General features: G+C 52.8%; 22 protein-coding genes, 1 tRNA gene and 1 pseudogene. 10 read left to right on the top strand and 14 right to left on the bottom strand.

Annotation, left to right across the window (positions count from 1 at the left end):
• Nucleotides 1-8: 8 nt before the first annotated feature.
• The 3 genes from C3D30_RS05090 to C3D30_RS05100 are packed head-to-tail and all read left to right on the top strand — an operon-like array spanning nt 9 to nt 2,984.
• Nucleotides 9-1,268: a YlbE family protein gene (locus C3D30_RS05090; protein ID WP_105286556.1), complete on the top strand. Its 1,260-nt coding sequence runs from the start codon at nt 9-11 to the stop codon at nt 1,266-1,268.
• A 10-nt stretch (nt 1,269-1,278) separates the two neighbouring features.
• The gene (locus tag C3D30_RS05095) at nt 1,279-2,094 is read left to right on the top strand and encodes an oxamate carbamoyltransferase subunit AllH family protein (protein WP_105286557.1); all 816 of its coding nucleotides are present in this window, start codon (nt 1,279-1,281) and stop codon (nt 2,092-2,094) included.
• Entirely contained in the window at nt 2,091-2,984 is an 894-nt protein-coding gene (locus tag C3D30_RS05100; protein WP_105286558.1) for a carbamate kinase, read from the top strand. Before C3D30_RS05095 ends, C3D30_RS05100 begins: the two co-directional genes overlap by 4 nt.
• Nucleotides 2,985-3,103: 119 nt before the next feature.
• Here C3D30_RS05100 and purK read toward each other — a convergent pair whose 3' ends face one another.
• The 4 genes from purK to ppiB form a co-directional block, all read right to left on the bottom strand.
• A complete protein-coding gene (purK, locus tag C3D30_RS05105) occupies nt 3,104-4,171 on the bottom strand; it encodes a 5-(carboxyamino)imidazole ribonucleotide synthase (RefSeq protein WP_105286559.1) in 1,068 nt (355 codons plus the stop codon).
• Nucleotides 4,168-4,677, bottom strand: coding sequence for a 5-(carboxyamino)imidazole ribonucleotide mutase (purE, locus tag C3D30_RS05110; protein WP_010349513.1), 510 nt, complete (start codon nt 4,675-4,677; stop codon nt 4,168-4,170). Before purE ends, purK begins: the two co-directional genes overlap by 4 nt.
• Nucleotides 4,678-4,793: 116 nt before the next feature.
• Nucleotides 4,794-5,516, bottom strand: coding sequence for a UDP-2,3-diacylglucosamine diphosphatase (lpxH, locus tag C3D30_RS05120; protein ID WP_105286560.1), 723 nt, complete (start codon nt 5,514-5,516; stop codon nt 4,794-4,796).
• Nucleotides 5,517-5,518: 2 nt separating this feature from the next.
• On the bottom strand, nt 5,519-6,013 hold the full coding sequence (ppiB, locus tag C3D30_RS05125) for a peptidylprolyl isomerase B (protein WP_000256002.1): 495 nt from the start codon (nt 6,011-6,013) through the stop codon (nt 5,519-5,521).
• Between the two features lie 173 nt (nt 6,014-6,186).
• Here ppiB and cysS point away from each other — a divergent pair, with 173 nt between their 5' ends.
• On the top strand, nt 6,187-7,572 hold the full coding sequence (cysS, locus tag C3D30_RS05130; protein WP_000912345.1) for a cysteine--tRNA ligase: 1,386 nt from the start codon (nt 6,187-6,189) through the stop codon (nt 7,570-7,572).
• Between the two features lie 83 nt (nt 7,573-7,655).
• On the opposite strand, the gene C3D30_RS05135 is transcribed toward cysS, so the two are convergent.
• From C3D30_RS05135 to folD, 3 genes are all read right to left on the bottom strand, one after another.
• The gene (locus C3D30_RS05135; protein ID WP_105286561.1) at nt 7,656-8,129 is read right to left on the bottom strand and encodes a metal-dependent hydrolase; all 474 of its coding nucleotides are present in this window, start codon (nt 8,127-8,129) and stop codon (nt 7,656-7,658) included.
• Nucleotides 8,130-8,237: 108 nt separating this feature from the next.
• Complete coding sequence (gene ybcJ / locus C3D30_RS05140; RefSeq protein ID WP_000190295.1) at nt 8,238-8,450, bottom strand: ribosome-associated protein YbcJ; 213 nt, start codon at nt 8,448-8,450, stop codon at nt 8,238-8,240.
• Nucleotide 8,451: 1 nt separating this feature from the next.
• Nucleotides 8,452-9,318: a bifunctional methylenetetrahydrofolate dehydrogenase/methenyltetrahydrofolate cyclohydrolase FolD gene (folD, locus tag C3D30_RS05145; RefSeq protein ID WP_000729175.1), complete on the bottom strand. Its 867-nt coding sequence runs from the start codon at nt 9,316-9,318 to the stop codon at nt 8,452-8,454.
• 260 nt (nt 9,319-9,578) lie between these two features.
• Here folD and C3D30_RS05150 point away from each other — a divergent pair.
• Nucleotides 9,579-9,655, top strand: a tRNA-Arg gene (locus C3D30_RS05150).
• A 15-nt stretch (nt 9,656-9,670) separates the two neighbouring features.
• Here the strand turns inward: C3D30_RS05150 and C3D30_RS05155 are convergent.
• Nucleotides 9,671-9,829, bottom strand: a pseudogene (locus tag C3D30_RS05155) (integrase); the annotation flags it as partial.
• A gap of 94 nt (nt 9,830-9,923) precedes the next feature.
• Between C3D30_RS05155 and emrE the strand changes: the two are divergent.
• Nucleotides 9,924-10,256 (top strand): multidrug efflux SMR transporter EmrE, encoded by a 333-nt coding sequence (gene emrE, locus C3D30_RS05160; RefSeq protein ID WP_001070440.1) that lies wholly within the window; start codon nt 9,924-9,926, stop codon nt 10,254-10,256.
• Between the two features lie 395 nt (nt 10,257-10,651).
• Here the strand turns inward: emrE and C3D30_RS05165 are convergent, their stop codons facing one another.
• The 6 genes from C3D30_RS05165 to cusR form a co-directional block, all read right to left on the bottom strand.
• Nucleotides 10,652-11,329 (bottom strand): hypothetical protein, encoded by a 678-nt coding sequence (locus tag C3D30_RS05165; protein WP_105286562.1) that lies wholly within the window; start codon nt 11,327-11,329, stop codon nt 10,652-10,654.
• Nucleotides 11,330-11,650: 321 nt separating this feature from the next.
• On the bottom strand, nt 11,651-12,541 hold the full coding sequence (locus C3D30_RS05170) for a DUF4434 family protein (RefSeq protein WP_105284704.1): 891 nt from the start codon (nt 12,539-12,541) through the stop codon (nt 11,651-11,653).
• Nucleotides 12,542-15,514 (bottom strand): bacteriophage adsorption protein NfrA, encoded by a 2,973-nt coding sequence (gene nfrA, locus C3D30_RS05175; protein ID WP_105286563.1) that lies wholly within the window; start codon nt 15,512-15,514, stop codon nt 12,542-12,544.
• A complete protein-coding gene (gene nfrB / locus C3D30_RS05180) occupies nt 15,501-17,738 on the bottom strand; it encodes a cyclic di-3',5'-guanylate-activated glycosyltransferase NfrB (protein ID WP_021550390.1) in 2,238 nt (745 codons plus the stop codon). Before nfrB ends, nfrA begins: the two co-directional genes overlap by 14 nt.
• 149 nt (nt 17,739-17,887) lie before the next feature.
• Nucleotides 17,888-19,330, bottom strand: coding sequence for a Cu(+)/Ag(+) sensor histidine kinase CusS (cusS, locus tag C3D30_RS05185; protein ID WP_105286564.1), 1,443 nt, complete (start codon nt 19,328-19,330; stop codon nt 17,888-17,890).
• On the bottom strand, nt 19,320-20,003 hold the full coding sequence (gene cusR, locus C3D30_RS05190; RefSeq protein WP_000770938.1) for a copper response regulator transcription factor CusR: 684 nt from the start codon (nt 20,001-20,003) through the stop codon (nt 19,320-19,322). Before cusR ends, cusS begins: the two co-directional genes overlap by 11 nt.
• Before the next feature lie 156 nt (nt 20,004-20,159).
• Between cusR and cusC the strand changes: the two genes are divergently transcribed.
• Genes cusC through cusA form a run of 4 tightly spaced genes read left to right on the top strand, consistent with a single transcriptional unit; the run spans nt 20,160 to nt 26,292 of the window.
• Nucleotides 20,160-21,542: a Cu(+)/Ag(+) efflux RND transporter outer membrane channel CusC gene (gene cusC, locus C3D30_RS05195; protein WP_105286565.1), complete on the top strand. Its 1,383-nt coding sequence runs from the start codon at nt 20,160-20,162 to the stop codon at nt 21,540-21,542.
• 23 nt (nt 21,543-21,565) lie between these two features.
• Complete coding sequence (gene cusF, locus C3D30_RS05200) at nt 21,566-21,898, top strand: Cu(+)/Ag(+) efflux RND transporter periplasmic metallochaperone CusF (protein ID WP_000709873.1); 333 nt, start codon at nt 21,566-21,568, stop codon at nt 21,896-21,898.
• Between the two features lie 15 nt (nt 21,899-21,913).
• Complete coding sequence (gene cusB, locus C3D30_RS05205; protein ID WP_000717129.1) at nt 21,914-23,137, top strand: Cu(+)/Ag(+) efflux RND transporter periplasmic adaptor subunit CusB; 1,224 nt, start codon at nt 21,914-21,916, stop codon at nt 23,135-23,137.
• An 11-nt stretch (nt 23,138-23,148) separates the two neighbouring features.
• Nucleotides 23,149-26,292, top strand: a complete 3,144-nt coding sequence (cusA, locus tag C3D30_RS05210; RefSeq protein WP_105286566.1) for a Cu(+)/Ag(+) efflux RND transporter permease subunit CusA — start codon at nt 23,149-23,151, stop codon at nt 26,290-26,292.
• Nucleotides 26,293-26,319 lie beyond the last annotated feature (27 nt).

Below are 26,319 nucleotides of genomic sequence, written 5' to 3' on the forward strand. Positions count from 1 at the left end.
GGGTTCCTATGTTTACATCAGTGGCGCAAGCCAATGCTGCGGTTATCGAACAAATTCGTCGCGCTCGTCCACACTGGCTGGATGTGCAACCGGCATCTTCACTCATTAGCGAATTGAATCAGGGCAAAACACTGCTTCACGCCGGGTCGCCGATGCGCTGGCAGGAGATGACTGGCCCCATGAAAGGGGCGTGTGTAGGGGCATGTCTGTTTGAAGGCTGGGCGAAAGATGAAGCGCAGGCGCTGGCAATGCTTGAACAAGGGGAAGTGAACTTCATTCCTTGTCACCATGTGAATGCCGTCGGGCCAATGGGCGGCATTACTTCTGCCAGTATGCCGATGCTGGTGGTCGAGAACGTGACCGACGGCAACCGGGCGTACTGCAACCTCAACGAAGGTATCGGCAAAGTGATGCGTTTTGGCGCTTACGGCGAAGATGTCCTGACTCGCCATCGCTGGATGCGCGATGTGTTAATGCCAGTATTAAGTGCGGCGCTGGGGCGCATGGAGCGCGGTATCGATCTCACCGCGATGATGGCGCAGGGCATTACGATGGGCGATGAGTTCCATCAACGCAATATTGCTTCCTCAGCATTGTTAATGCGTGCGCTGGCCCCACAAATAGCCCGACTCGATCATGATAAACAGCACATCGCCGAAGTGATGGATTTCCTCAGCGTGACCGATCAGTTCTTCCTCAACCTCGCGATGGCTTACTGCAAGGCGGCGATGGATGCTGGCGCGATGATCCGCGCAGGCAGCATCGTTACGGCTATGACCCGCAACGGCAATATGTTCGGGATTCGGGTGAGTGGGCTGGGTGACCGCTGGTTTACTGCGCCGGTAAATACCCCGCAGGGACTGTTTTTCACCGGCTTCTCGCAGGAGCAGGCGAACCCGGATATGGGCGATAGCGCGATTACCGAAACCTTTGGTATTGGCGGAGCCGCAATGATCGCCGCACCTGGCGTAACGCGCTTTGTCGGTGCGGGTGGTATGGAGGCTGCCAGGACAGTTTCTGAAGAGATGGCGGAAATCTTCCTTGAGCGCAATATGCAGTTGCAGATCCCCGGCTGGGATTTTCAGGGCGCGTGCCTGGGACTGGACATTCGGCGCGTGGTAGAAACGGGTATTACGCCGCTTATCAATACCGGTATCGCCCATAAAGAAGCGGGGATCGGGCAGATTGGTGCAGGTACCGTGCGGGCGCCGCTGGCGTGCTTTGAACAGGCGCTGGAAGCACTGGCTGAAAGCATGGGGATTGGTTGAGGAACGTGCAATGACGATCATCCATCCTCTGCTTGCCAGCCGTAGCGCACCGAATTATCGCCAGTGCTGGCGGTTAGCGGGAGTGTGGCGACGGGCGATTAACCTGATGACGGAAAGCGGCGAACTGTTAACGCTGCATCGTCAGGGAAGTGGTTTTGGCCCCGGAGGATGGGTGCTTCGCAGCGAGCAATTCGATGCGTTACGCGGCGAGTTAGGCGGCAATGAACAACCGCAGGTTGTGGCTCAAGGGATTCGCCTCGGGCGTTTCACGGTTAAACAGCCACAGCGTTATTGTTTGCTGCGTATTACGCCGCCTGCGCATCCTCAACCGCTTGCAGTTGCATGGATGCAACGTGCGGAGGAAACCGGGCTTTTTGGACCACTGGCGATGGCGGTAAGCGATCCGCTGCCCGCTGAATTACGCCAGTTTCGCCACTGTTTTCAGACCACGCTCAATGGCGTTAAGACTGACTGGCGGCACTGGCTGGGTAAAGGCCCCGGATTAACGCCGAGTCATGATGACACGCTGACGGGAATGCTACTGGCGGCCTGGTATTATGGCGCTTTAGATTTGCGCTCCGGTCGCCCGTTTTTTTCCTGTTCCGACAATCTTCAACTCGTTACCACAGCGGTGAGCGTCAGTTATTTGCGCTACGCCGCACAAGGATATTTTTCCTCGCCACTCCTGCACTTTGTTCATGCTCTGGAACGCCCTCAACGTACCGCTGCAGCGATTGATTCGCTGTTGGCGCTGGGGCATACGTCAGGGGCAGATACATTGCTGGGATTCTGGCTTGGTCAACAATTATTACAAGGAAAACCATGAAAACTCTGGTTGTAGCTCTTGGGGGCAACGCCTTACTCCAGCGCGGTGAGGCGCTGACGGCAGAAAATCAATATCGCAATATCGCCAGTGCTGTACCCGCGCTGGCGCGTCTGGCACGTAATTATCGGCTGGCGATTGTTCACGGCAACGGGCCGCAGGTGGGGCTGCTGGCGTTACAGAATCTGACATGGAAAGAGGTGGCGCCGTATCCGCTGGATGTGCTGGTGGCGGAAAGTCAGGGGATGATTGGCTATATGCTGGCGCAAAGTTTGCGCGCGCAGCCGCAAATGCCGCCTGTGACGACGGTGTTGACGCGCATTGAGGTTTCGCCGGATGATCCGGCGTTTTTGCAGCCAGAGAAGTTTATCGGTCCGGTTTATCAGCCAGAAGAACAAAAGGCACTGGAAGCGGCTTACGGCTGGCAGATGAAACGTGATGGTAAATATTTACGCCGGGTGGTGGCGTCTCCGCAACCGCGTAAAATTCTCGACAGCGAAGCCATCGAGTTGTTGCTCAAAGAGGGGCATGTGGTGATTTGCAGTGGCGGCGGTGGTGTGCCTGTGACGGAAGACGGGGCAGGGAGTGAAGCGGTAATTGATAAAGATCTCGCCGCTGCGTTGCTCGCCGAGCAGATTAATGCCGATGGACTGGTGATCCTGACCGATGCCGATGCGGTATATGAAAACTGGGGAACGCCGCAGCAACGCTCCATTCGCCGTGCCACACCGGATGAGTTAGCGTCATTTGCCAAAGCCGATGGTTCGATGGGGCCGAAGGTGACAGCGGTGAGTGGTTATGTCAGAAGCCGTGGCAAACCCGCGTGGATTGGGGCGTTATCGCGAATTGAAGAGACGCTGGCGGGCGAGGCGGGGACCTGTATTTCGCTGTAGTCGTAGGCAGTAGACATTTGTGCCTGATGCGACGCTGATTATCCGACCTGGAAATATCACCGCTTCCGCAGGTCGGATAAGGCGTTCACGCCGCATCCGGCAAGAAAATGAGTACCTGATTAACTGAACTTGCTCTGCGCCCAAATCACGCCGCTGGCATACTCCGGCGGCAGCAGCGGAATTAATGCTTCCAGCGTCGCGGTCAGACGCGATGTGTCGCTGTCAGTTAAATTCAGATGGCCCACTTTACGCCCCGGACGGACTTCTTTGTCGTACCAGTGCAGATGCACCAGCGGCAGTTTCAGCCAGTCATAATTCACATCGCTACCAATCAGGTTGATCATCACCGACGGACTATTCACTACCGGTTGCGGTAACGGCAGATCGGTAATCGCCCGCAGATGCAGCTCAAACTGGCTGATGCTGGCGCCGTTTTGCGTCCAGTGACCGCTGTTATGCACACGCGGTGCCAGTTCGTTGATCAACAGACCTTGCGGGGTGACAAAACACTCCATCGCCATCACGCCCACATAGCCCAGCTCCTGCATAATCGCCGACAGCATCTCTTCGGCTTGCGCTTGCTGCTGCGCATTGGCCTGCGGAAAAGCGACGCTGGTGCGCAAAATACCGTCCTGATGCAGGTTATGCGTCAGCGGATAAAACACTGTGCTGCCGTCAAAGCCACGCGCGCCAACCAGCGACACTTCACCAGAGAAGTTAATGCCTTGCTCGACAATACATTCGCCGTAGCATTCAGCCGGTAACTGTTCGGTTTCATCGGCGCGTAAACGCCATTGACCGCGTCCGTCATAGCCACCAGTGCGGCGCTTAACAATCGCCAGCTCACCTAAACGATCAAACACCGCAGGCCACTCGCTGCGATTAGCAAGTAATTGCCACGGTGCGGTCGGCAGGTGGAGCTTGTCGAAAAGCTGCTTCTGAGTCAGACGGTCGGCAATAATCGGGAACACATCGCGGTTCACAAAGGCCGGATGGCGCGCCAGCTCGCGGGTTAATGCAGTTTCCGGCCAGCGTTCGATCTCAGCGGTAATCACGCTTTGTTGAAAAGGCACCGCCGCAGGTTCAGCGTCCAGCCCGACCGGCCAGACAGCAATGCCTAACGGTTCGCCTGCCTGACGCAGCATACGGCCTAACTGCCCGTTACCGAGGACGCAAACCTGTTTCATGCCGCACCTCGCGGGTCCGGGTTTTCCAGCACTTCGTCGGTCTGAGCTTTGCGCCAGTCATTCAGACGCTGGTGTAGTTCTTTATCGTGAGTCGCAAGAATTTGTGCTGCCAGTAACGCCGCGTTTGCCGCGCCCGCTTTACCAATCGCCAGCGTACCCACCGGAATGCCACGCGGCATTTGTACGATGGAGTAGAGGCTATCGACACCGCTCAGTGCGGCGCTCTGTACTGGCACGCCCAGCACTGGCACCAGCGTTTTGGCGGCAATCATGCCTGGCAGATGCGCTGCGCCGCCTGCGCCCGCAATAATCACCTGATAACCGCTTTCTTCGGCGCTTTCGGCGAAGCTGAACAGTTTATCGGGGGTGCGGTGAGCAGAAACCACTTCAACGTGGTGCGGGACATTCAGGATTTCGAAGATTTCGGCGGCGAACTGCATGGTAGCCCAGTCGCTTTTGGACCCCATCACGATGGCGACACGCGCCGGATTATTGCGGGAAGACATGCGTCTAAAAACTCCTGTGGTGCACAACTCTCGGCTTTAGAGGGCACAGAGAATAGCACGGAAAGAGAGCAAGGAAAACGGTTGCGTGGCTGTGGAATCAGCAAACTTGTGCGTTATTAAAACGGGAAATGGATTAGCTCAACGTCATCCGCCGTGACTTTCACCATCGAACCTTCGGTATGCCAGGCACCCAGCACGACGCGGAAAGCAGGTTGCTGATTGGCGATGAATTCATGCACCGCCGGGCGATGCGTATGCCCGTGGATCAGCCATTGCACCTGACGCTTTTCCATCGCACTGACCACCGCGTTTTGGTTAACGTCCATGATCGCCAGCGATTTGCTGCTGTTGGCTTCTTTGCTGTTCGCTCGCATTCGCGCGGCAATGCGTTTGCGTACAAACAACGGCAGGGTGAGGAACAGTGTTTGCAGCCACGGTTTGTGGACTTTGGCGCGAAAAGCCTGATAACCCGCATCATCGGTGCACAGCGTGTCGCCATGCATAATCAGCACCCGACGACCATAAAGTTCGAGCACCTTTTCTTGCGGCAATAACGTCATGCCGCTTTCACGGGCAAAGCGTTTGCCGAGCAGAAAATCACGGTTGCCATGAATGAAATAACAGGGAACGCCGGAATCGGATACCGCTTTGATTGCTGCCGCCATCTGGCGATGGAGTGGGTTGGGATCGTCGTCGCCAATCCACGCTTCAAACAGATCGCCAAGAATATACAGCGCGTCGGCCTTGCGGGCTTCCCCCGCTAAAAAACGCAGAAAACCGGCGGTGATCGCCGGTTCTTCCACGCAGAGATGAAGATCTGCAATAAAGAGTGTCGCCACGATTACTCGCTAACGGTCACGCTTTCAATGATGACGTCTTCTTTTGGCACGTCCTGGTGCATACCGCTACGACCGGTTGCAACACCTTTGATTTTGTCTACCACGTCCATGCCTTCAACCACTTCAGCAAACACGCAGTAGCCCCAACCTTGCAGGCTTTCGCCAGAAAAGTTCAGGAAGTCGTTATCAACCACGTTGATGAAGAACTGTGCAGTTGCAGAGTGCGGAGCCTGAGTACGGGCCATTGCCAGCGTACCACGGGTATTTTTCAGGCCGTTGTTGGCTTCGTTTTTGATCGGTTCTTTGGTGGCTTTTTGTTTCATGCCCGGTTCAAAACCGCCGCCCTGAATCATAAAACCGTTGATAACACGGTGGAAAATGGTGTTGTTGTAAAAACCTTCGCGGCAGTAGTCCAGGAAGTTTTTAACTGTTTCAGGTGCTTTATCGTCAAAAGTTTTGATGACAATATCGCCGTGATTGGTGTGGAAAGTAACCATTTTTGCATCCTGTTCCGTTTGATTGGTGCTTCAACCCGGTTCGGGTCATATATAGGGTGGTGTTATAGCATAACCGCACGATCGGATCATCTCGCAATGTATGCTGAATCGCGCGGGAAATATGGGTATTATACGCAACTCAATTACCCACACATGTCTAAACGGAATCTTCGATGCTAAAAATCTTCAATACTCTGACACGCCAAAAAGAGGAATTTAAGCCTATTCACGCCGGGGAAGTCGGCATGTACGTGTGTGGAATCACCGTTTACGACCTCTGTCATATCGGTCACGGACGTACCTTTGTTGCCTTTGACGTGGTTGCACGCTACCTGCGTTTCCTCGGCTACAAGCTGAAGTATGTGCGCAACATTACCGATATCGACGATAAAATCATCAAACGCGCCAATGAAAATGGCGAAAGCTTTGTGGCGCTGGTGGATCGCATGATCGCCGAAATGCACAAAGATTTTGATGCTTTGAACATTCTGCGCCCGGATATGGAGCCGCGCGCGACGCACCATATCGCAGAAATTATTGAACTCACTGAACAACTGATCGCCAAAGGTCACGCTTATGTGGCGGACAACGGCGACGTGATGTTCGACGTACCGACCGATCCGACTTATGGCGTGCTGTCGCGTCAGGATCTCGACCAGTTGCAGGCAGGGGCGCGCGTTGACGTGGTCGACGACAAACGCAACCCGATGGACTTCGTTCTGTGGAAGATGTCGAAAGAGGGCGAACCGAGCTGGCCGTCTCCGTGGGGCGCGGGTCGTCCAGGCTGGCACATTGAATGTTCGGCAATGAACTGCAAGCAGCTGGGTAACCACTTTGATATCCATGGCGGCGGTTCTGACCTGATGTTCCCGCACCACGAGAACGAAATTGCCCAGTCCACCTGTGCGCATGATGGTCAGTATGTAAACTACTGGATGCACTCCGGCATGGTGATGGTTGACCGCGAGAAGATGTCGAAATCGCTGGGTAACTTCTTCACTGTGCGCGATGTGCTGAAATACTACGACGCGGAAACCGTGCGTTACTTCTTAATGTCCGGTCACTATCGCAGCCAGTTGAACTACAGCGAAGAGAACCTGAAGCAGGCGCGTGCGGCGCTGGAGCGTCTCTACACTGCGCTGCGCGGCACAGACAAAACTGTTGCACCTGCCGGTGGCGAAGCGTTTGAAGCGCGCTTTATTGAGGCGATGGACGACGATTTCAACACCCCGGAAGCCTATTCCGTGCTGTTTGATATGGCGCGTGAAGTGAACCGCCTGAAAGCAGAAGATATGGCAGCGGCGAACGCAATGGCGTCTCATCTGCGTAAACTTTCTGCCGTGCTGGGTCTGCTGGAGCAAGAACCGGAAGCGTTCCTGCAAAGCGGCGCGCAGGCAGACGACAGCGAAGTGGCTGAGATTGAAGCGTTAATTCAACAGCGTCTGGATGCCCGTAAAGCGAAAGACTGGGCGGCAGCAGATGCGGCGCGTGACCGTCTTAACGAGATGGGGATCGTGCTGGAAGATGGTCCGCAAGGAACCACCTGGCGTCGTAAGTAATTACTCTATTGCCGGATGCGAGTTCTCGCATCCGGTTATCGCCTGCGCCACCACAGCATTCCCATCAGCACCATTCCCGGCAACTACACCCACATCAATTCAGAAATAATCACCTGATGCCCGTACGGCGTGGTGTAACGAGACAATGCAAACGGCGCGACTTTAATCACCTGCCAGGGAGCGAAAAAGCGTTCATCTGACCACGGCCACAGCCAACCAACCCCTTTACCGCCAGTGGTTACCGAATCCAGCAAGCTGTGCGATAGCAACGAGACGGTTAAAAATAGCCAGCAGCGCATCATCCCAGCCCTGAACCATCGACGCCCAATAAGTACGCATAGCAACGGGACAACAAACGCAAATACCAGCGAATGGGTAAATCCGCGATGACCAAAAACATTGCCGTAAGCAACGCCAAATTTAAACGACAATACGTCGGCATCAGGCAGCATCGCCAGGACGATTCCGGCAAATAATAGGCGCGGAGGGATGACTTTCGAACCCAACCCTAAACCAATGCAAAGGGGAACGGCGGCGTGCGTAATAACGGTTGGCATGATGGTCGCTTCGGCAAAATATCGACGCTATCAGCATGGATGAAAGCGTCGAAGAGGGCAAAGGTCTGAAAAGAGAATCGGCCTGCATACGGGCAGGCCGAAGTGGGATCAGGCAACAACCTGTACGCTGTGACCTGCAAAACTCACTGTCTGACCGGCGACGATTTTGCAACGTTTGCGCGTTTCAACCGCGCCGTCGACTTTCACCTGACCTTCGGCGATCACGATTTTCGCCTGCGCGCCGCTTTCGCTCCAGCCTTCCAGTTTCAGCAAGTCGCACAGCTCAACGTGCGGATGTTTACCTAAAGAAAATGTCGCCATGTTACTCACCCTGTGGATCATGATATTCAACGCACGCCTGTAGCGTGTTTTCAATCAGCGTGGCAACCGTCATCGGGCCAACGCCGCCGGGAACGGGCGTAATGTAAGAAGCGCGCTTAGCCGCTTCTTCAAACACTACGTCGCCCACAACTTTGCCATTTTCCAGACGGTTGATGCCGACATCAATCACAATTGCGCCTTCTTTGATCCAGTCACCTGGAATAAAGCCCGGCTTGCCGACGGCAACGATCAACAGATCGGCATTTTCTACGTGATGACGCAGATTTTTGGTGAAGCGGTGAGTCACGGTGGTGGTGCAACCTGCCAGCAGCAGTTCCATGCTCATCGGGCGACCGACGATATTTGATGCGCCAATCACCACAGCATTAAGACCAAAGGTATCAATGTTGTAACGCTCAAGCAGCGTGACGATACCGCGCGGAGTGCAAGGACGCAGACGCGGCGCGCGCTGGCACAGACGACCGACGTTATAAGGATGGAAACCGTCTACGTCTTTGTCCGGGTGAATACGTTCCAGCACTTTGATGTAGTCAATTCCCGCCGGAAGCGGCAACTGCACCAGAATGCCGTCAATGGTGTTGTCGGCGTTCAGTGCATCGATAAGCTCAAGCAGTTCTGCTTCAGTGGTGGTTTCCGGGAGGTCATAGGAGCGGGAGACGAACCCGACTTCTTCACAAGCCTTGCGTTTGCTTGCGACATAAATTTGCGATGCAGGGTTGCTACCCACCAGCACAACGGCCAGTCCTGGCGCTCGCAGTCCGGCCGCAACGCGCGCCTGAACTTTTTGAGCAACTTCAGAGCGCACCTGCTGCGCAATCGTTTTACCGTCAATAATCTTTGCTGCCATCAGAGAGAGGATTCCATCTGTTACGTAGGTCGAAGGGGATGCGTCTATTTTGTCAGAAGCGGGGCGCGCTGTCAGTTTTCGTTTTCTGAAAAGTAAAACCTTCTGTACCTGGCGATAATGATAACCGTCGTTGGTTTGCCGCTGTAGCGAGGTAAATCAGATGCGGTCGTACACTTGTTCAGCAACCGGTTCAAAAGCCATTGACTCAGCAAGGGTTGACCGTATAATTCACGCGACTACACACACATTGTGGTATCAATGCGCCCTTAGCTCAGTTGGATAGAGCAACGACCTTCTAAGTCGTGGGCCGCAGGTTCGAATCCTGCAGGGCGCGCCATTAAAATTCAATTAGTTACGCCTTCTTTATTTCCTCCATAATTTCACAGTGGGGCATCATCCCAAAGATGTCGTCTGTTTTCCTTGCGTGCTTCGTCAAATGATTAGGTGCAAGGTGAGTATATCTATGCACCATTTCTATGGATTCCCATCCGCCCATTTCCTGAAGCACTGATGAAGAACATCAATGAATGCACCAGAATGAATCCGGTGAGTTAAGTTCAAACTGTAGTACAATTCGCTCCGGTATTAACAGGAAAGAATATGCTATGAACCCTTATATTTATCTTGGTGGCGCAATACTTGCAGAGGTCATTGGTACAACCTTAATGAAGTTTTCAGAGGGTTTTACACGGTTATGGCCCTCTGTTGGTACAATTATTTGTTACTGTGCATCATTCTGGTTATTAGCTCAGACGCTGGCTTATATTCCTACAGGGATTGCTTATGCTATCTGGTCAGGAGTCGGTATTGTCCTGATTAGTTTACTTTCCTGGGGATTTTTCGGCCAACGGTTGGATCTGCCAGCCATTATAGGCATGATGTTGATTTGTGCCGGAGTGTTGGTAATTAACTTATTGTCACGAAGTGCACCACATTAAAAATAATTTCTTTTGAATCGAGTGAAATATGGCAGCCCGTATGTTTATACGGGCTGCTTTTTTATACTGCGGGTAAATTTTTTTTGGCAAGTGGAGCAGGTGGTTACCACATTTGCGTTTTGAACAGTAGCAATAAAGTTTTCGGTGAGAAATGCCGCCAGCATTTTGTGATGAAACGGGTATTGGCGGTATAGGTGGGTATTTGATATCGAGAGTTGATAGTTTATAGAAAAATAAAAATGAAATATTAAGTTTGTTTATTTTTAACCTTCGTACACATCGCTGATAAAATGAGAACCACCCGCTGAACGGGTGGTTATGCGTAAGTTTAATTTTATAATTTCAGTGAATGTTTACGCTGTAATAATACAAATGATAGTGGACAAAAAGCACAATCAGTTGATCGATTCACCGTAGGATGCGACTGCCTGAGCATGGTAACCGGCCCCAAATTTCTGTCTGAACCCATCATTGCACAGATAATAATAAGAATTATTATCTTCATTAAAGGCGTAAATGCCACACAAACCGGAGTCCTCATTAATTGTGTTCCATCCACTATTAGCTACATTACCCCATTCCTGGTAAAGTCCTGCGTTAACTTCTCGCTTGATAATATGTGTTGCATAATCATCATCATAATCGTAACTATCGATATCATGCGCTTCAGGAAATTCTCCGTTCATGCTTTCAACCCACGGTAAAACCTTTTGAACTGAATCATAAGTTTCAATACTGTATTTAAAAAAACGCTTAACAGTAAAAATATAAATACCGGCAGATTTGTTCGTTGATTTATCAGTGGCGAAAATAGCAAAAATCTTCCCAATACACTTTTCGTCAACGTCAGGAAAAGTCACTGTGCCATCCTGACTCACCGCCAGAACATTATTGTCTGCATCAGTGCTACAGCTCCATTTTACTTTGCCATTATTAACTGGGTCATTATCAATAACCATCTTAAAGGTGGCGCCTGGAAACAAGCAGTTAGGAAAATGGTAACCATTCTTCATATCATTGTTAATATCATAGATATGGTTGTCAACTAAAACGCCTGTAATTTTACTCATCATTAACTCTCTTTGTTTGTTAAATAAAAGGGTTTATTCCTGTGTAAAGGAATATACTGATGTTAATACAATCAATGAATAATTGTTCTTATTTACAGGTTATATAGTGGCATGAATATGATTATATAATGCCTCTGAGTAGTGGCTGCACCGGTTATTTGTGTCACTGCTATCTTCTTATTGGCTATGCAGGTCATAGTGGGGCAAAACCGAGACGCATAAAATGCGTTGAAAAAAGAGAATCTGCTAAACAATTAATACAAACAGGATTCTGATTAGGAAAGTGAAAAGGAAGGGAGCAAGCAAAGTTGCTCCCTTAAACAATTAATATTCGAGGATGCCACGCGCGACGGGCAAATAGCGCAGGGAGAAATAGAGCAAGTCCTTGCCGCAGGAGGAGCGTTTTGCTAATAGTGAGGCGATCTCCGCATCTGGTTTTGGTTTAGCTTCAAACGTTTTACCTTTGCCCGCGACAAACAATTCATAAACAATGCCGCTGGCGGGCGAGGCAATCTGGCAATCTGCACTGGCTTGCAGATAACGTTCGCGCTGCCCGGCGGTGAGTTTATCCACGCCGCTGCCATCCTGTACCCAGACATTAACGCTGGTTGCTTTAACTTGTTCCAGCAGTTGGCGATAGCCATCGGGCGACATGTTTCCGGCGAAAAAACTACTGACATAAATCGGTTTTGCCAAAACATCACTAAGCAGTCGCTGAGTATTATTTAACCATTTCAGCAATGGCTGGCGGGCGGCTTCGCTGCGCCAGTTCAAATCGTCAATTTCCGCACTGATGTACCAGCCATCCGGCGTTACGCCCGGTGCGGCGCTCCATAATCTGGCTTGCTGGAGATCGGCCGCCAGCAGGCGATTAAGATAGCTTTCCAGCGCCACAGATGACTGCTTCTGATGCATAAAAAATTCCGGATCGGCATTCAGGCCAACAATCAGCTTCAGGCCAGCGTGCTGCGCTGCCGCTGCACGTCTGAACAATAATGCACGCTCTTCTGGCTGGGTGAATGCATCGCCGTAACGGGTCCATTGCAAAACCAGAGTATCGAAGCCCTGCAAACGTAACTGGCTCATCAGCCCCTGCCACTGGGCGTCGGTGACCTGACTGTCACGATTTTGCGGTTGCCAGATGATACCTTTCATCGCAAAGGAAAAAGGGCTGACCAGCAGCAGTGTCAGCATTACGAAAATTAACTTACGCATTTACCAGTGCACTCCAATGGTGAGAAACGCGTTGTTGCGCTCCCCGCTACGTTGATTAATCGCCTTAAAGGTATGCTGATATTCGACGCCGAGACTGACTTTGTGCGGCCAGGCATCATAGTGCGTCTCGCCGGTCCAGATATTCCAGCGCACGCCGACACCGCCAAGCTGTGCGCCCTGAGTGCCTTTATCACGATAGCCGTTGTCCTGAACGTGAGCGTAAGGCTCAATGGTTTGTCCGTTCGCCACCTTCTGATGCCAGCTCACGCGATAATCTGCCGTCCACGCCTGAATATCCTGGCGGACATATTGCGCCGCATCGAGATACAGGTTTTGGGCAAACCAGCCTGAACCGTTCGGGTGCCACTCGTCGCTGTATTTGCCGCCGTTAAAGAATGAGGCACTGGCGCGCAGCATGGTATCGGAGGCGCCATTTTGCCCGTTCAGCGGCAACTGCTGTTCAACGGCGAGGAAAAAGATTTGGTCGCGCAGGGGCTTCCAGCGCAGGCCGGTGCCGGACATCGGATTTTTCACCGGCATTGCTACACCGTTTTCTCCGGTATCGGCAAACACACGGCTGTAAACCGAAAGCAGGTCGCCTTCCAGCAGCATATTGCGCCCGATGCGGTATTCTGCTTCCAGTTGCCCGTAGCTACGATAGCTTTTCCCTGGTGCAGCGCCGCCAACATTGTTGTTAGCGGTACTCATCGCCCCGGAACGCAAGCCGATGGAGGAATCGAAGCTGAACGTCCAGCGGCGACCGACATCTTCATGCAGACGGCGGAAATTGAAACGTTGCTGATTTTGCTCTGGCGTAAGTGGGGTTATCAGCGCCTGGTTATCAATATCATCAATTACCCGCCGGGCGTACTGTTGTGTTGCGGGCATATCATCCAGACGCTGGTTCACGTAGGCCAGTTGTCGGAGCAGTGCCGGATCGTCCGGCAATCCTTTATGTGCCTGTTCCAGCATTTCCCGCGATTGCGCGATATCACCGCTATCCCACAAGGCGTAACCGAGCGCCGCCTGGATGTTGCTGTTATTGGGTTCCAGTTCCAGAGCGGCGCGCAAATCGCTCACCGCCGCAGAGACATCATGACGTTGGCGATAAATCGTCGCCCGCGCAACGTAAGCGTTAGCAGAAGGTGCAATGTTAATTGAGCGTGTGAGATCGTTCAGTGCGAGTTCCGGTTGACCGGGAATATAACGTTGCGCATGTAGCCACCAGTACAGCGCATTGTTTCCCAGCCCGCGTTGTTCTGCCTGCTGAAGCCAGCGATCGCGAGCCGCGCCATTTCCTGCCGCCTGAGCGGTATTGGCGGCAGCAAGTAGATCTTCATTGCTCATGTCGTGAAGGCTGATTTTCTGCCAGGCCGCCAGTGCGGTGTTGTAGTCTTCCACCTGGTATGCCTGATAAGCCACCGCGCGATGTTGCCACGCGTTCGGTTGTCGTTGTTCTGCCTGAAGCCAGGCATACAACGCCACGCCGGGTAGCGTGTCCCGATAACACTTCGCCAGACGGTTCCAGGCCGCAGCATCGTAGGAAGGCGACATATCGCCCAGCAAGCGGACTATCACCGGGCAATTATCTGCAATCCCCGGTAACTGGCTTTGCCACTGACGCTGCTCCGCCAGCGGCAAGGGTTTCGATAAAATCGCCACTTTTGCCGGGGTCGCCAGGTAAGGATGCTTTTCCAACAGCGAAGCCAGTCGCGCCATTAAAGTATGACTGACGGTTGTATCTCCCTGGAAGGGGTAGCGTTGCAGCAACAAATCGGCAGCTTCGCGTGACTGTCCGTTCTGTATCAGTTGCCAGGTCAGTTGATCCAGACGGGTAAGATTTGCCGGTTCTTGCTGATACAGCAACCGCGCCAGACGCAGAGCTTCAGCCTTGTTACGAGTCGCCACGCTGACGGCATAACGCTCCTCAAGCATTTCATTGGCGGGAAGGGTAGCGAGCAGTTTTTGCGCTGCGTCGTACTGACCTTCTTTTAACAGCACCGGTAGCGTCGCGCCAACAACATACTGGCGGTTATCGGCAAACTGTACCGTGTGATTCGCCAACGCTTGCACCGGGTTGTCACTGTATTTTGATAACAGATAGAGCCAGCTTTTCTCTTGTGTGTCCGAGGTAAACAGCGGCTTATTTTCAGCGAGATAACGCTGGAGACGTGCTTTTTCGCCACGATAAGCCAGAGAGGTCGCGTAAGTAATATACGACTGTGGATCGGTGAAGATCCCCACTGATTGCAGCGCCAGGATCCGATCATCCAATTGCCCGGTAAGAAGCACATCAAACCACTGGCGGCGCTCTGCCGCGCTTAATGTATTCTGCTGGCGTGCTTCATTGTATAGCGTATCTGCCTGGGACCATTGTTTCAGGTAGATTGCCCGTTGCAGCAGATCGGTACGCAACGTTTTTCCTTCCGGCGATGCGGCAAACGTTGCATCGTTCAGTTGCGCTCTGGCGACAGGTAACTGTGCCAGGCGCAGGGCATTCTGCCCGACTTCACTGCGACAACGCAGGGTCGGCACAGCATCGCACGCCTTTTGCTGAGCCAGCAGTTCTTCAACGGTATTAACGGTTTTGACTTCTACTGGAATTGCCGCGAGATTGCGTTCAAGGCGGGCATCGCCAGGATGACGTTTTAGTTGATCCTCAAGCAACAGCCGCGCGCGATCATCATGACCAAAATGGCGATAGGCTTCTGCCAGATATAACGTCAACGGAATATTATCCGGCACCTGCTGATGAATATATTCAAATTCGCGGATGGCGGTTTTTTCGTCGTTATTTTTCTGTGCCTTCAGCGCCTTATCGAGACGGGGATAAATAACAAAATGGCGATAGTCGCTCAGCCCCAGCTCTTCTGCGCTGGTGCCGATATTGTCTGCGAGTGCGCTGGTACTCAATAAAGACGTCAGCAGTAAACCAGACCATCCGATGACGCGATTAAGGTTATTTTCCTTCATTTTCGGACTCCAGCTCCGCAACCTGTTCTGTGGTTAAACCTGCTTTGAGTAATAATGATTGCATCGAAACTTGTAATTCGCGTTGAATTGTCAGGACGCGATCCAGCGTTTCCTGGCTAATAACGCCTTCGGTGACCAAAAATTTACCGAGCGGCAGTGAGCTGCGTTCATGGCGCAATAACAACACGTTAATTGCAGAACGATTAATATGGCCGAGCGTGGTCAGTATTTCGGCGAACAGGAACTGATGCGGTACATATTGCTGCCAGATGTCGCTGGCCTGCTGTTCAGTGAGCCATTGCTGCTGAACCGCATTGTGCAACATTGCTCGTGGGTCATAACCGCGACGACGCGCATACCAGTGACGTAAACCGGTGACGATTTGCCCGCGCAGAACAATGACGTAACGCACCTTGCGTCCGACCTTACGTGTCAGAGCCGCCAGTGAAACAGGATCGATACCATCTTCGCTGCCGACAATTAACTCATCATTTTCCAGACGCAGCGGCAGCACCGCATAATGTAGCGCCACGGAGGCTGGCATTTCGGCAATCAGCGAGGACGGGATCTGCCAGGCATCGATGGATTCCCACGCCACGCCGTTTTGCTCTGCCAGCGCCTGTGCCAGTTGCTCGGCGCTAATCAGCCCCTGCATCAGCATTGAACCGCCCAGGCGTAGACCTTCGACGCGATTACGCAGTGCTGTATCGAGTTGTTCTTCAGTGATGACCTGATTTTCCAGCAGAATTTGACCTAACGGGCGCAACGAACGGGTATCGCCAGTCACGCTGGGGAAATCATGCGTCGTTTTATCCCACGCGACGCGACGTGGATCACCGTGTTGAAGTACCTGTTTCAACGCGCGCCAGTTGGCCATAAAGTTAATCAGGTTGCCCCAGAATAGCCGCAGGACGGAGAGTAAGCCTTGCGTCAGGCCGTAGTAGCCGGTGACAAAAATCACTCGTTGCACAATGCGGTTGATCATCAAGCCAAAGTTTAGCCACAGCAGGGTCATCAACCATGCGCTGCCGCTGAAAATAGAAAGAAAATGCCAGGCGTCGGAGCACAAACTTTCATACGCCATCAACAGCAGAAGCTGGAGCATCACCAGCATCGCGAGGAAGCTGACAAAGTTACTGATTGCCCCTTTGCGGTCGCGCCAGAGAAAGTAGTTCAGCGTCAGACTGGAGGTCCATTTGTGGGTTTTAAAGCCCTGGAAAACAATGCCGATGATCCAGCGAGACTTTTGTCGAACCGCAGTTGAAAATGTGTCGGGGAAATATTCGCGCACGCAGATCATGTTTGACGTCCGCGCGTGCTGTAAAAATTTACGCTGTTCGCGCTCTTTGGCTTCGTCCACCACCGGAAAACGGACAAAAATTTCCGTCATACCTTTCTCTTTCAGGCGGAAACCAATGTCGTAATCTTCAGTAAGACTCTGCACGTCGAAAGCAATGCCGTCACCGTCAGCTAACAGTGCGGTCACGGCGCGGCGGCTGAAACAGGTGCCGACGCCTGCGCTGGGCACTTGTCCGGCGAGGGCTTCACGCACCGGAACATCTTTGCCATGCAGTTCTGAAAACTCATCAATATAGGTCATGCTGGTGAAGTGCGTCCATTCGCGTTCGAATGGGTATACCGGGATCTGAATCAGATCTTTTCGCTCGACCAGATAGTTGAACAGACGCAATTCCATCGGTGAAATCACGTCTTCGGCATCATGCAGAATAAAACCAGCAAAAGCGAAATTGGCGCTACGCTCAAACTGGGTGATGGCGTCCAGCACGTTGTTCAGACAGTCAGCTTTACTGGTAGGGCCAGGACGCGCACAGACCACCTTGTGCACATTCGGAAAGCGAGCGCACACTTCGTCAACATCACGCTGAGTATCGGGGTCGTTGGGGTAAGTGCCGACAAAGATATGATAGTTTTCGTAGTCGAGCGTGGTTGCCGCCAGCTCGGCCATATTGCCGATGACGCCAGTTTCATTCCACGCCGGAACCATAATCGCTAAGGGTTTTTCATCCGGCTTATACAGTTCGCGGTAACTCATTCGCGGGTAGCGGCGATAAACACTCAACTTGCGCTTAATGCGGCGTACCCAGTAGACGACATCAATAAAAAAATCGTCCAGCCCGCTGATGAACATTATGACCGCTAACGTTATCGCGATTACTTTTAAGCCGTAGAGCCAGGTAGCAAAAACATCAAGAAGCCAGTCCACACAAAAACCTTACATTAACGCTGGTTATGTTTAGGGTGGCGTATATTAAGGTTTTTTATGGATTGTGACAGCTTTTTACCATTAATAGGTAGGATTATTGCGGCACGTTATTTTTACACTGGTTATAAAAGTTGCCGATTGCTGAATGATTAAGCGGGTAATGTGATAATAAACCTTGTCCCCCGCGCATCTGACGTTACCGCAACCGTGCCTTTATGCGCGACAACAATCGATTTCACTATCGCCAGGCCAATGCCGCTACCTTCACCTTTTCGCTGGCGGGAAGGATCAACGCGGTAGAAACGGTCAAACAATCGCGGTAAGTGTTCGGGCGCAATGGGCGTACCGGGGTTTTCGACGGTAACTTGCACCTGGTGATCGACCGTCTGGCAGCGCACAACAATTGCCTCTCCGGACGGCGTATAACGCAGGGCGTTCGAAAGCAGGTTGCTTAACGCCCGACGCAGCATCAGCGGATCGCCCGCAACCTGACACTCGTCACCAACAAACCGCAACTCCACGCCGCGATCTTCCGCTAATGCCTCGAAAAAATCGAACACTTTGCCGACTTCATCCGCCAGGTTGAGCATTTTCTTTTCGGGGATTAACTGGTTGTTATCGGCCTGGGCGAGAAACAGCATATCGCTGACCATTTTCGCCATTCGCGTTAGCTCTTCGAGATTAGAGTAGAGCACATCTTCCAGCTCCTTCTGGCTGCGCGACTGGCTGAGGGCGATCTCCGTTTGCGTTACCAGATTCGTAATTGGTGTGCGAATTTCGTGGGCGATATCCGCTGAGAAATTGGACTGGCGGGTAAAGACATCCTCGATACGCTCGATCATATGGTTGAACGACAATACCAGCTGCTCCAGCTCAATCGGCACGGTCTGCGGGTCAAGGCGAACGTCGAGATCTTTCGAGGTGATATTCTGGATTTGACGGCTGACGCTGCGGATCGGCGCGTGACCTTTATGCACCGCCAACAGCACGATAAAAACGATCAGAATGCTGATGATCGATGCGGTCATAATAAGTTTATTCATCAAGTCATTAATGTAATGAAGATGAAAATCGATCGATAGCGCGATATAGAGCGTATAACTCGGTTTGCCGTCCTCCAGTGGGCCAACCGGCAAGCTAATCATCCGCCAGTTGCTGTGTTCCATATGCCCGTGACCGTGGCCCGGCATCATAATCGTCGGGCCGGAAAGGAGATACACCTCGCCATTCCGGGCGTCTTTATCGGGTATGGCGTCACGTGCAAACTCGCGGATATCGGGCGCGTCGGGGGAGTGATACACCGTTTTACCGTGGCTATCTGCCAGAGAAATCAACACGTTGGAATAACCACTGACAATGTCTTCCAGCGTCATTAAGCGTCGGGCTTGTGTCTCTTCAGGATGATTAAGAACGCGCTTGAGCGTGGTGCTAATCTCTTTTAAATCATTAATATCCTGCTCGGCAAAATGCACCTTGACCGAGTGGATCATGATCCACGCGAAGGCGAAAAATGCCGCGATGGTGGCAAGGCTGATAAAAAAGGTCAGGCGGGTTGCCAGCGAAAACGGGCGCTGAAATGGCTTACTGACCATCCGGCACCTCAAGCATGTAACCCACGCCGCGCACGGTTTGAATCAGCTTCGGCTCAAAGTCGTTGTCGATTTTGCCGCGTAGCCGCTTCACCGCCACATCAATGGCGTTAGTGTCGCTGTCGAAATTCATGTCCCATACCTGCGAGGCGATAAGCGAGCGGGGCAGCACTTCGCCCTGATGGCGAAGGAAAAACTCCAGCAGAGTAAATTCTTTACTGGTCAGAGTGATGCGCGTGCCGCTGCGGGTGACTTTGCGGCTGACGAGATCGACCATCAGATCGGCAACCTGAAACTGACTTTCGATAATCACCGCCGCCCCGCGCCGCAGTAAAGTGCGCACCCGCGCCAGCAGTTCAGCAAAAGCGAACGGCTTCACCAGGTAGTCATCCGCTCCCAGCTCCAGCCCCTTGACACGATGTTCAATCGTACCCAGCGCGCTGAGCAGCAGAATCGGCATCCCTTTGTTGGCAGAACGCAACATGCGCACGATATCCCAGCCGTTCACGTCCGGCAGCATAATATCGAGGATTATCAGGTCATAATCACCGGTCATCGCCAGATGGTAGCCATTCAGCCCGTTGTCGGCTAAATCGACCACAAAACCGGCTTCGGTTAACCCTTTGGTTAAGTATTCGCCAGTTTTCTTTTCATCTTCGACAATCAACAGTTTCATATTTCCTCCGCATGTTGCCCGGGCAATTCTAGAGGAGCGGGATCAGATGGCAATCGCTTATTGGCAAAATGACAATTTTGTCATTTTCCTGTCACCGGAAAATCAGAGCCTGGCGAGTAAAGTTGGCGGCATAAAATCACCAGAAATTATGCGCCTATGTCTTCTTGTAAACTCCTGACACTTTGTGTAGCCCTTGCACTAACCGGTTGTTCACTGGCGCCGGATTATCAGCGTCCGGCAATGCCCGTGCCGCAACAGTTCTCACTCAGCCAGAACGGCCTGGTTAACGCGGCAGATAACTACCAGAACGCGGGCTGGCGCACCTTTTTTGTTGATAATCAACTGAAGACGTTGATTAGCGAGGCGCTGGTGAATAACCGGGATTTGCGAATGGCGACCCTGAAAGTGCAGGAAGCGCGGGCGCAATATCGTCTGACCGATGCCGACCGTTACCCGCAACTCAATGGCGAGGGCAGCGGCAGTTGGAGCGGCAATCTTAAAGGCGATTCAGCCACGACTCGGGAGTTTTCGACTGGCCTTAACGCCAGCTTTGACCTTGATTTTTTCGGTCGCTTAAAGAACATGAGCGAAGCCGAGCGACAAAATTATTTAGCCACTGAGGAAGCTCAGCGCGCGGTGCATATTCTGCTGGTTTCTAATGTCGCGCAAAGCTATTTCAATCAGCAACTGGCTTATGCGCAATTGCAAATAGCCGAAGAAACGCTGCGTAATTACCAGCAGTCATATGCGTTTGTCGAAAAACAACTGTTAACCGGCAGCAGCAATGTTCTGGCGCTGGAACAGGCTCGCGGGGTGATTGAAAGTACCCGCAGCGATATCGCTAAACGTCAGGGGGAACTGGCGCAGGCGAATAATGCATTGCAACTGTTATTAGGAAGCTACGGCAAGCTGCCGCAAGCGCAGACAGCGGGTAGCGACAGCCTGCAAAGCGTTAAATTACCGGCGGGCTTGTCGTCGCAAATCTTGTTGCAGCGCCCGGATATTATGGAAGCTGAACACGCGTTAATGGCGGCTAATGCCAATATTGGCGCCGCACGCGCGGCATTTTTCCCGTCTATTAGTCTGACCAGCGGAATCTCAACCGCCAGCAGCGATCTCTCATCATTATTTAACGCCAGCAGCGGAATGTGGAATTTTATTCCCAAAATTGAGATCCCCATTTTTAATGCCGGGCGTAACCAGGGCAATCTGGATATCGCTGAAATTCGCCAGCAGCAGTCGGTGGTGAATTATGAACAAAAAATCCAGAATGCCTTTAAAGAAGTGGTAGATGCGCTGGCGTTACGTCAAAGCCTGAATGATCAAATTAGCGCCCAACAGCGTTATCTGGCGTCGCTGCAAATTACCCTGCAACGGGCACGGGCATTATATCAGCACGGCGCAGTCAGTTATCTGGAAGTGCTGGATGCCGAACGTTCTTTATTTGCTACCCGACAAACCTTACTCGACCTGAATTATGCCCGTCAGGTTAATGAAATTTCTTTATATACCGCACTGGGTGGCGGTTGGCAGCAATAATTTTTAACTCCAGGAGAGAATAAATGAAAAAAGCACTGCAAGTCGCAATGTTCAGTCTGTTTACTGTTATTGGTTTTAATGCCCAGGCTAACGAACATCATCATGAAACCATGAGCGAAGCACAACCGCAGGTGATTAGCGCCACCGGTGTGGTAAAAGGTGTTGATCTGGAAAGCAAAAAAATCACCATCCACCACGATCCGATTGCCGCAGTGAACTGGCCGGAGATGACTATGCGCTTTACCATCACTCCGCAGACGAAAATGAGTGAAATTAAAACCGGCGACAAAGTGGCGTTTAATTTTGTCCAGCAGGGCAACCTTTCTTTATTACAGGATATTAAAGTCAGCCAGTAACCCAGGTTTAATTCAATGAAAAAAATCGCGCTTATTATCGGCAGCATGATCGCGGGCGGTATTATTTCTGCGGCAGGTTTTACCTGGTTTGCAAAGGCGGAACCGCCAGTGGAAAAAACGCCAACCGCAGAACGTAAAATCTTATTCTGGTACGACCCGATGTATCCCAATACGCGGTTCGATAAACCAGGTAAATCGCCGTTTATGGATATGGATCTGGTGCCGAAATATGCCGATGAAGAGAGTTCTGCGTCTGGTGTACGCATTGACCCGACCCAGACGCAGAATCTGGGGGTGAAAACGGCTACCGTCACGCGCGGGCCGCTGACTTTTGCCCAGAGTTTCCCGGCGAATGTCAGTTACAACGAGTATCAGTTTGCCATTGTGCAGGCTCGAGCCGCCGGATTTATTGACAAAGTTTATCCGCTCACGGTGGGCGATAAAGTGAAAAAGGGCGCGCCGCTTCTCGACCTGACCATTCCCGACTGGGTGGAAGCGCAGAGTGAGTATTTACTGCTGCGCGAAACCGGCGGTACGGCGACCCAGACCGAAGGTATTCTTGAACGCCTGCGGCTGGCGGGAATGCCGGAGGCCGATATTCGCCGCCTGATCGCCACGCAAAAAATCCAGACTCGCTTTACGCTCAAAGCGCCCATTGATGGCGTGATCACCGCGTTTGATCTGCGCGCGGGAATGAATATCGCCAAAGATAACGTGGTCGCGAAAATTCAGGGTATGGACCCGGTGTGGGTCACTGCCGCGATCCCGGAGTCCATCGCCTGGCTGGTGAAAGATGCCTCGCAGTTTACGCTCACCGTTCCGGCGCGACCCGATAAAACGCTCACCATCCGCAAATGGACGATGCTACCCGGCGTAGATGCCGCGACCCGCACTTTGCAACTGCGTCTGGAAGTCGACAACGCCGACGAGGCGCTAAAGCCGGGAATGAACGCCTGGTTGCAACTCAACACCGCCAGCGAACCGATGCTGCTCATTCCGTCACAGGCGCTGATTGATACCGGCAGCGAACAGCGGGTGATTACCGTTGACGCCGACGGGCGCTTTGTACCGAAACGCGTTTCCGTTTTCCAGGCCTCGCAAGGCGTCACCGCGTTACGCTCAGGTCTGGCGGAAGGGGAAAAGGTGGTTTCCAGCGGCCTGTTCCTGATTGATTCTGAAGCCAATATTTCTGGCGCGCTGGAGCGGATGCGCTCTGAAAGTGCTACCCACGCGCATTGAGGGAATAACCAATGATTGAATGGATTATTCGTCGCTCGGTGGCGAACCGTTTTCTGGTGCTGATGGGCGCGTTGTTTTTGAGCATCTGGGGCACCTGGACCATCATTAACACGCCAGTGGATGCACTGCCGGATCTCTCTGATGTGCAGGTGATTATTAAAACCAGCTATCCCGGTCAGGCACCGCAAATCGTTGAAAATCAGGTGACTTATCCGCTAACTACCACCATGTTGTCGGTGCCTGGCGCGAAGACTGTGCGTGGTTTCTCGCAGTTTGGCGACTCTTATGTGTATGTCATTTTCGAAGATGGCACCGATCCATACTGGGCGCGCTCGCGGGTGCTGGAGTACCTCAACCAGGTGCAGGGTAAGCTGCCAGCGGGTGTCAGCGCGGAGCTGGGGCCAGACGCCACGGGCGTTGGCTGGATTTATGAATACGCGCTGGTGGATCGCAGCGGTAAGCACGATCTGGCTGATTTACGCTCATTGCAGGACTGGTTTCTCAAATATGAGCTAAAAACCATCCCTGACGTTGCGGAAGTGGCGTCGGTGGGCGGTGTGGTGAAAGAGTATCAGGTGGTTATCGATCCCCAGCGCCTGGCGCAGTATGGCATCAGTCTCGCCGAAGTAAAAAGCGCGCTGGATGCCTCAAATCAGGAAGCGGGCGGTTCGTCGATCGAACTGGCGGAAGCGGAATATATGGTGCGCGCCAGCGGCTATCTGCAAACGCTCGACGACTTTAATCACATCGTTTTAAAAGCCAGTGAAAATGGCGTGCCCGTTTATCTGCGTGATGTTGCGAAGGTCCAGGTTGGCCCGGAGATGCGCCGGGGCATTGCCGAACTGAACGGCGAAGGCGAAGTGGCGGGCGGGGTGGTGATCCTGCGTTCCGGCAAAAACGCCCGTGAAGTGATCGCCGCCGTGAAGGACAAACTGGAAACGCTGAAAAGCAGTCTGCCGGAAGGCGTGGAGATAGTTACAACATACGATCGCAGCCAGCTCATTGACCGCGCCATCGACAACCTCAGCGGCAAGCTGCTGGAAGAGTTTATTGTGGTGGCGGTAGTCTGCGCGCTGTTTCTCTGGCATGTGCGCTCGGCGCTGGTGGCGATTATTTCGTTGCCGCTGGGGTTGTGTATTGCTTTTATTGTCATGCACTTCCAGGGGCTGAACGCCAATATTATGTCGCTGGGCGGTATTGCGATTGCCGTCGGGGCGATGGTCGATGCCGCCATCGTCATGATCGAGAATGCGCATAAACGGCTGGAAGAGTGGCAGCACCAGCATCCTGACGTCATGCTGGATAATAAAACGCGCTGGCAGGTGATTACCGATGCTTCTGTTGAAGTGGGGCCGGCGCTGTTTATCAGTCTGCTGATTATCACGCTGTCGTTTATCCCAATCTTCACTCTGGAAGGGCAGGAAGGGCGTCTGTTTGGTCCGCTGGCGTTCACCAAAACCTATGCCATGGCAGGCGCGGCGCTGCTGGCGATCGTGGTGATCCCCATTCTGATGGGCTACTGGATCCGTGGCAAAATTCCGCCAGAAAGCAGTAACCCGCTCAATCGTTTTTTGATTCGTATTTACCATCCGCTGTTGCTGAAAGTACTGCACTGGCCGAAAACCACGCTGCTGGTGGCGGCGCTTTCGGTGCTGACAGTTATCTGGCCGCTCAATAAAGTTGGCGGGGAATTTTTACCGCAGATCAATGAAGGCGACTTGTTGTATATGCCTTCGACGCTGCCGGGGATTTCCGCGTCGGAAGCAGCGAGTATGCTGCAAAAAACCGACAAGCTGATTATGAGCGTACCGGAAGTGGCGCGGGTGTTTGGCAAAACCGGGAAAGCGGAAACTGCCACCGACTCCGCTCCGCTGGAGATGGTAGAAACGACCATTCAGCTTAAGCCGCAGGATCAGTGGCGGCCTGGCATGACGATGGACAAAATCATCGAAGAGCTGGATAGCACCGTGCGACTACCGGGGCTGGCGAATCTGTGGGTGCCACCAATCCGTAACCGTATTGATATGCTTTCCACCGGCATTAAAAGCCCCATCGGCATTAAAGTGTCCGGCAATGTGCTGGCGGATATCGACGCGATGGCGGAGCAAATTGAAGACGTGGCGCGAACGGTGCCAGGCGTGGCTTCTGCTCTTGCCGAACGTCTGGAAGGTGGGCGTTATATCAATATTGAGATTAACCGTGAAAAAGCCGCGCGTTACGGTATGACGGTGGCGGATGTGCAGTTGTTTGTCACCTCTGCGGTGGGCGGGGCGATGGTTGGCGAAACGGTGGAAGGGATTGCCCGTTATCCAATTAATCTGCGTTATCCGCAAAGCTGGCGCGATAGCCCGCAGGCTCTGCGCCAGTTGCCGATTTTGACGCCGATGAAGCAGCAAATCACCCTGGCAGACGTGGCCGACGTTAACGTCTCCACCGGACCGTCGATGCTGAAAACCGAGAATGCGCGCCCGACGAGCTGGATTTATATCGATGCCCGCGATCGTGACATGGTGTCGGTGGTTCACGATTTGCAAAAAGCGATAGCTGAAAAAGTGCAGTTAAAACCGGGCACCAGCGTGGCATTCTCCGGGCAGTTCGAGCTACTGGAGCGCGCCAACCATAAGCTGAAACTCATGGTGCCGATGACGTTGATGATCATCTTCGTGCTGTTGTATTTGGCGTTCCGTCGGGTGGGCGAAGCGTTGCTGATTATCAGCAGCGTACCGTTTGCGCTGGTGGGCGGCATCTGGTTGCTGTGGTGGATGGGCTTTCATCTTTCCGTGGCGACGGGCACTGGCTTTATCGCCCTCGCAGGAGTCGCCGCCGAATTTGGCGTGGTGATGCTGATGTATTTACGTCACGCCATAGAGGCCGAGCCGTCGTTGAATAATCCGCAAACATTCAGTGAGCAGAAGCTGGATGAGGCGTTGTATCACGGCGCGGTACTGCGCGTGCGCCCGAAAGCGATGACGGTGGCAGTGATTATCGCCGGTCTGCTGCCGATTCTGTGGGGTACGGGAGCAGGTTCAGAGGTGATGAGCCGGATTGCCGCGCCGATGATTGGCGGCATGATCACCGCGCCTTTGCTGTCGCTGTTTATTATCCCGGCGGCGTATAAGCTGATGTGGCTGCACCGACATCGGGTACGGAAATAAAAGCAGGATACCCTGTTTAACCGTGTG

Origin of the sequence: Escherichia sp. MOD1-EC5433 (genome assembly GCF_002966005.1) — a bacterium.
Taxonomy (GTDB): Bacteria; Pseudomonadota; Gammaproteobacteria; order Enterobacterales; family Enterobacteriaceae; genus Escherichia; species Escherichia ruysiae.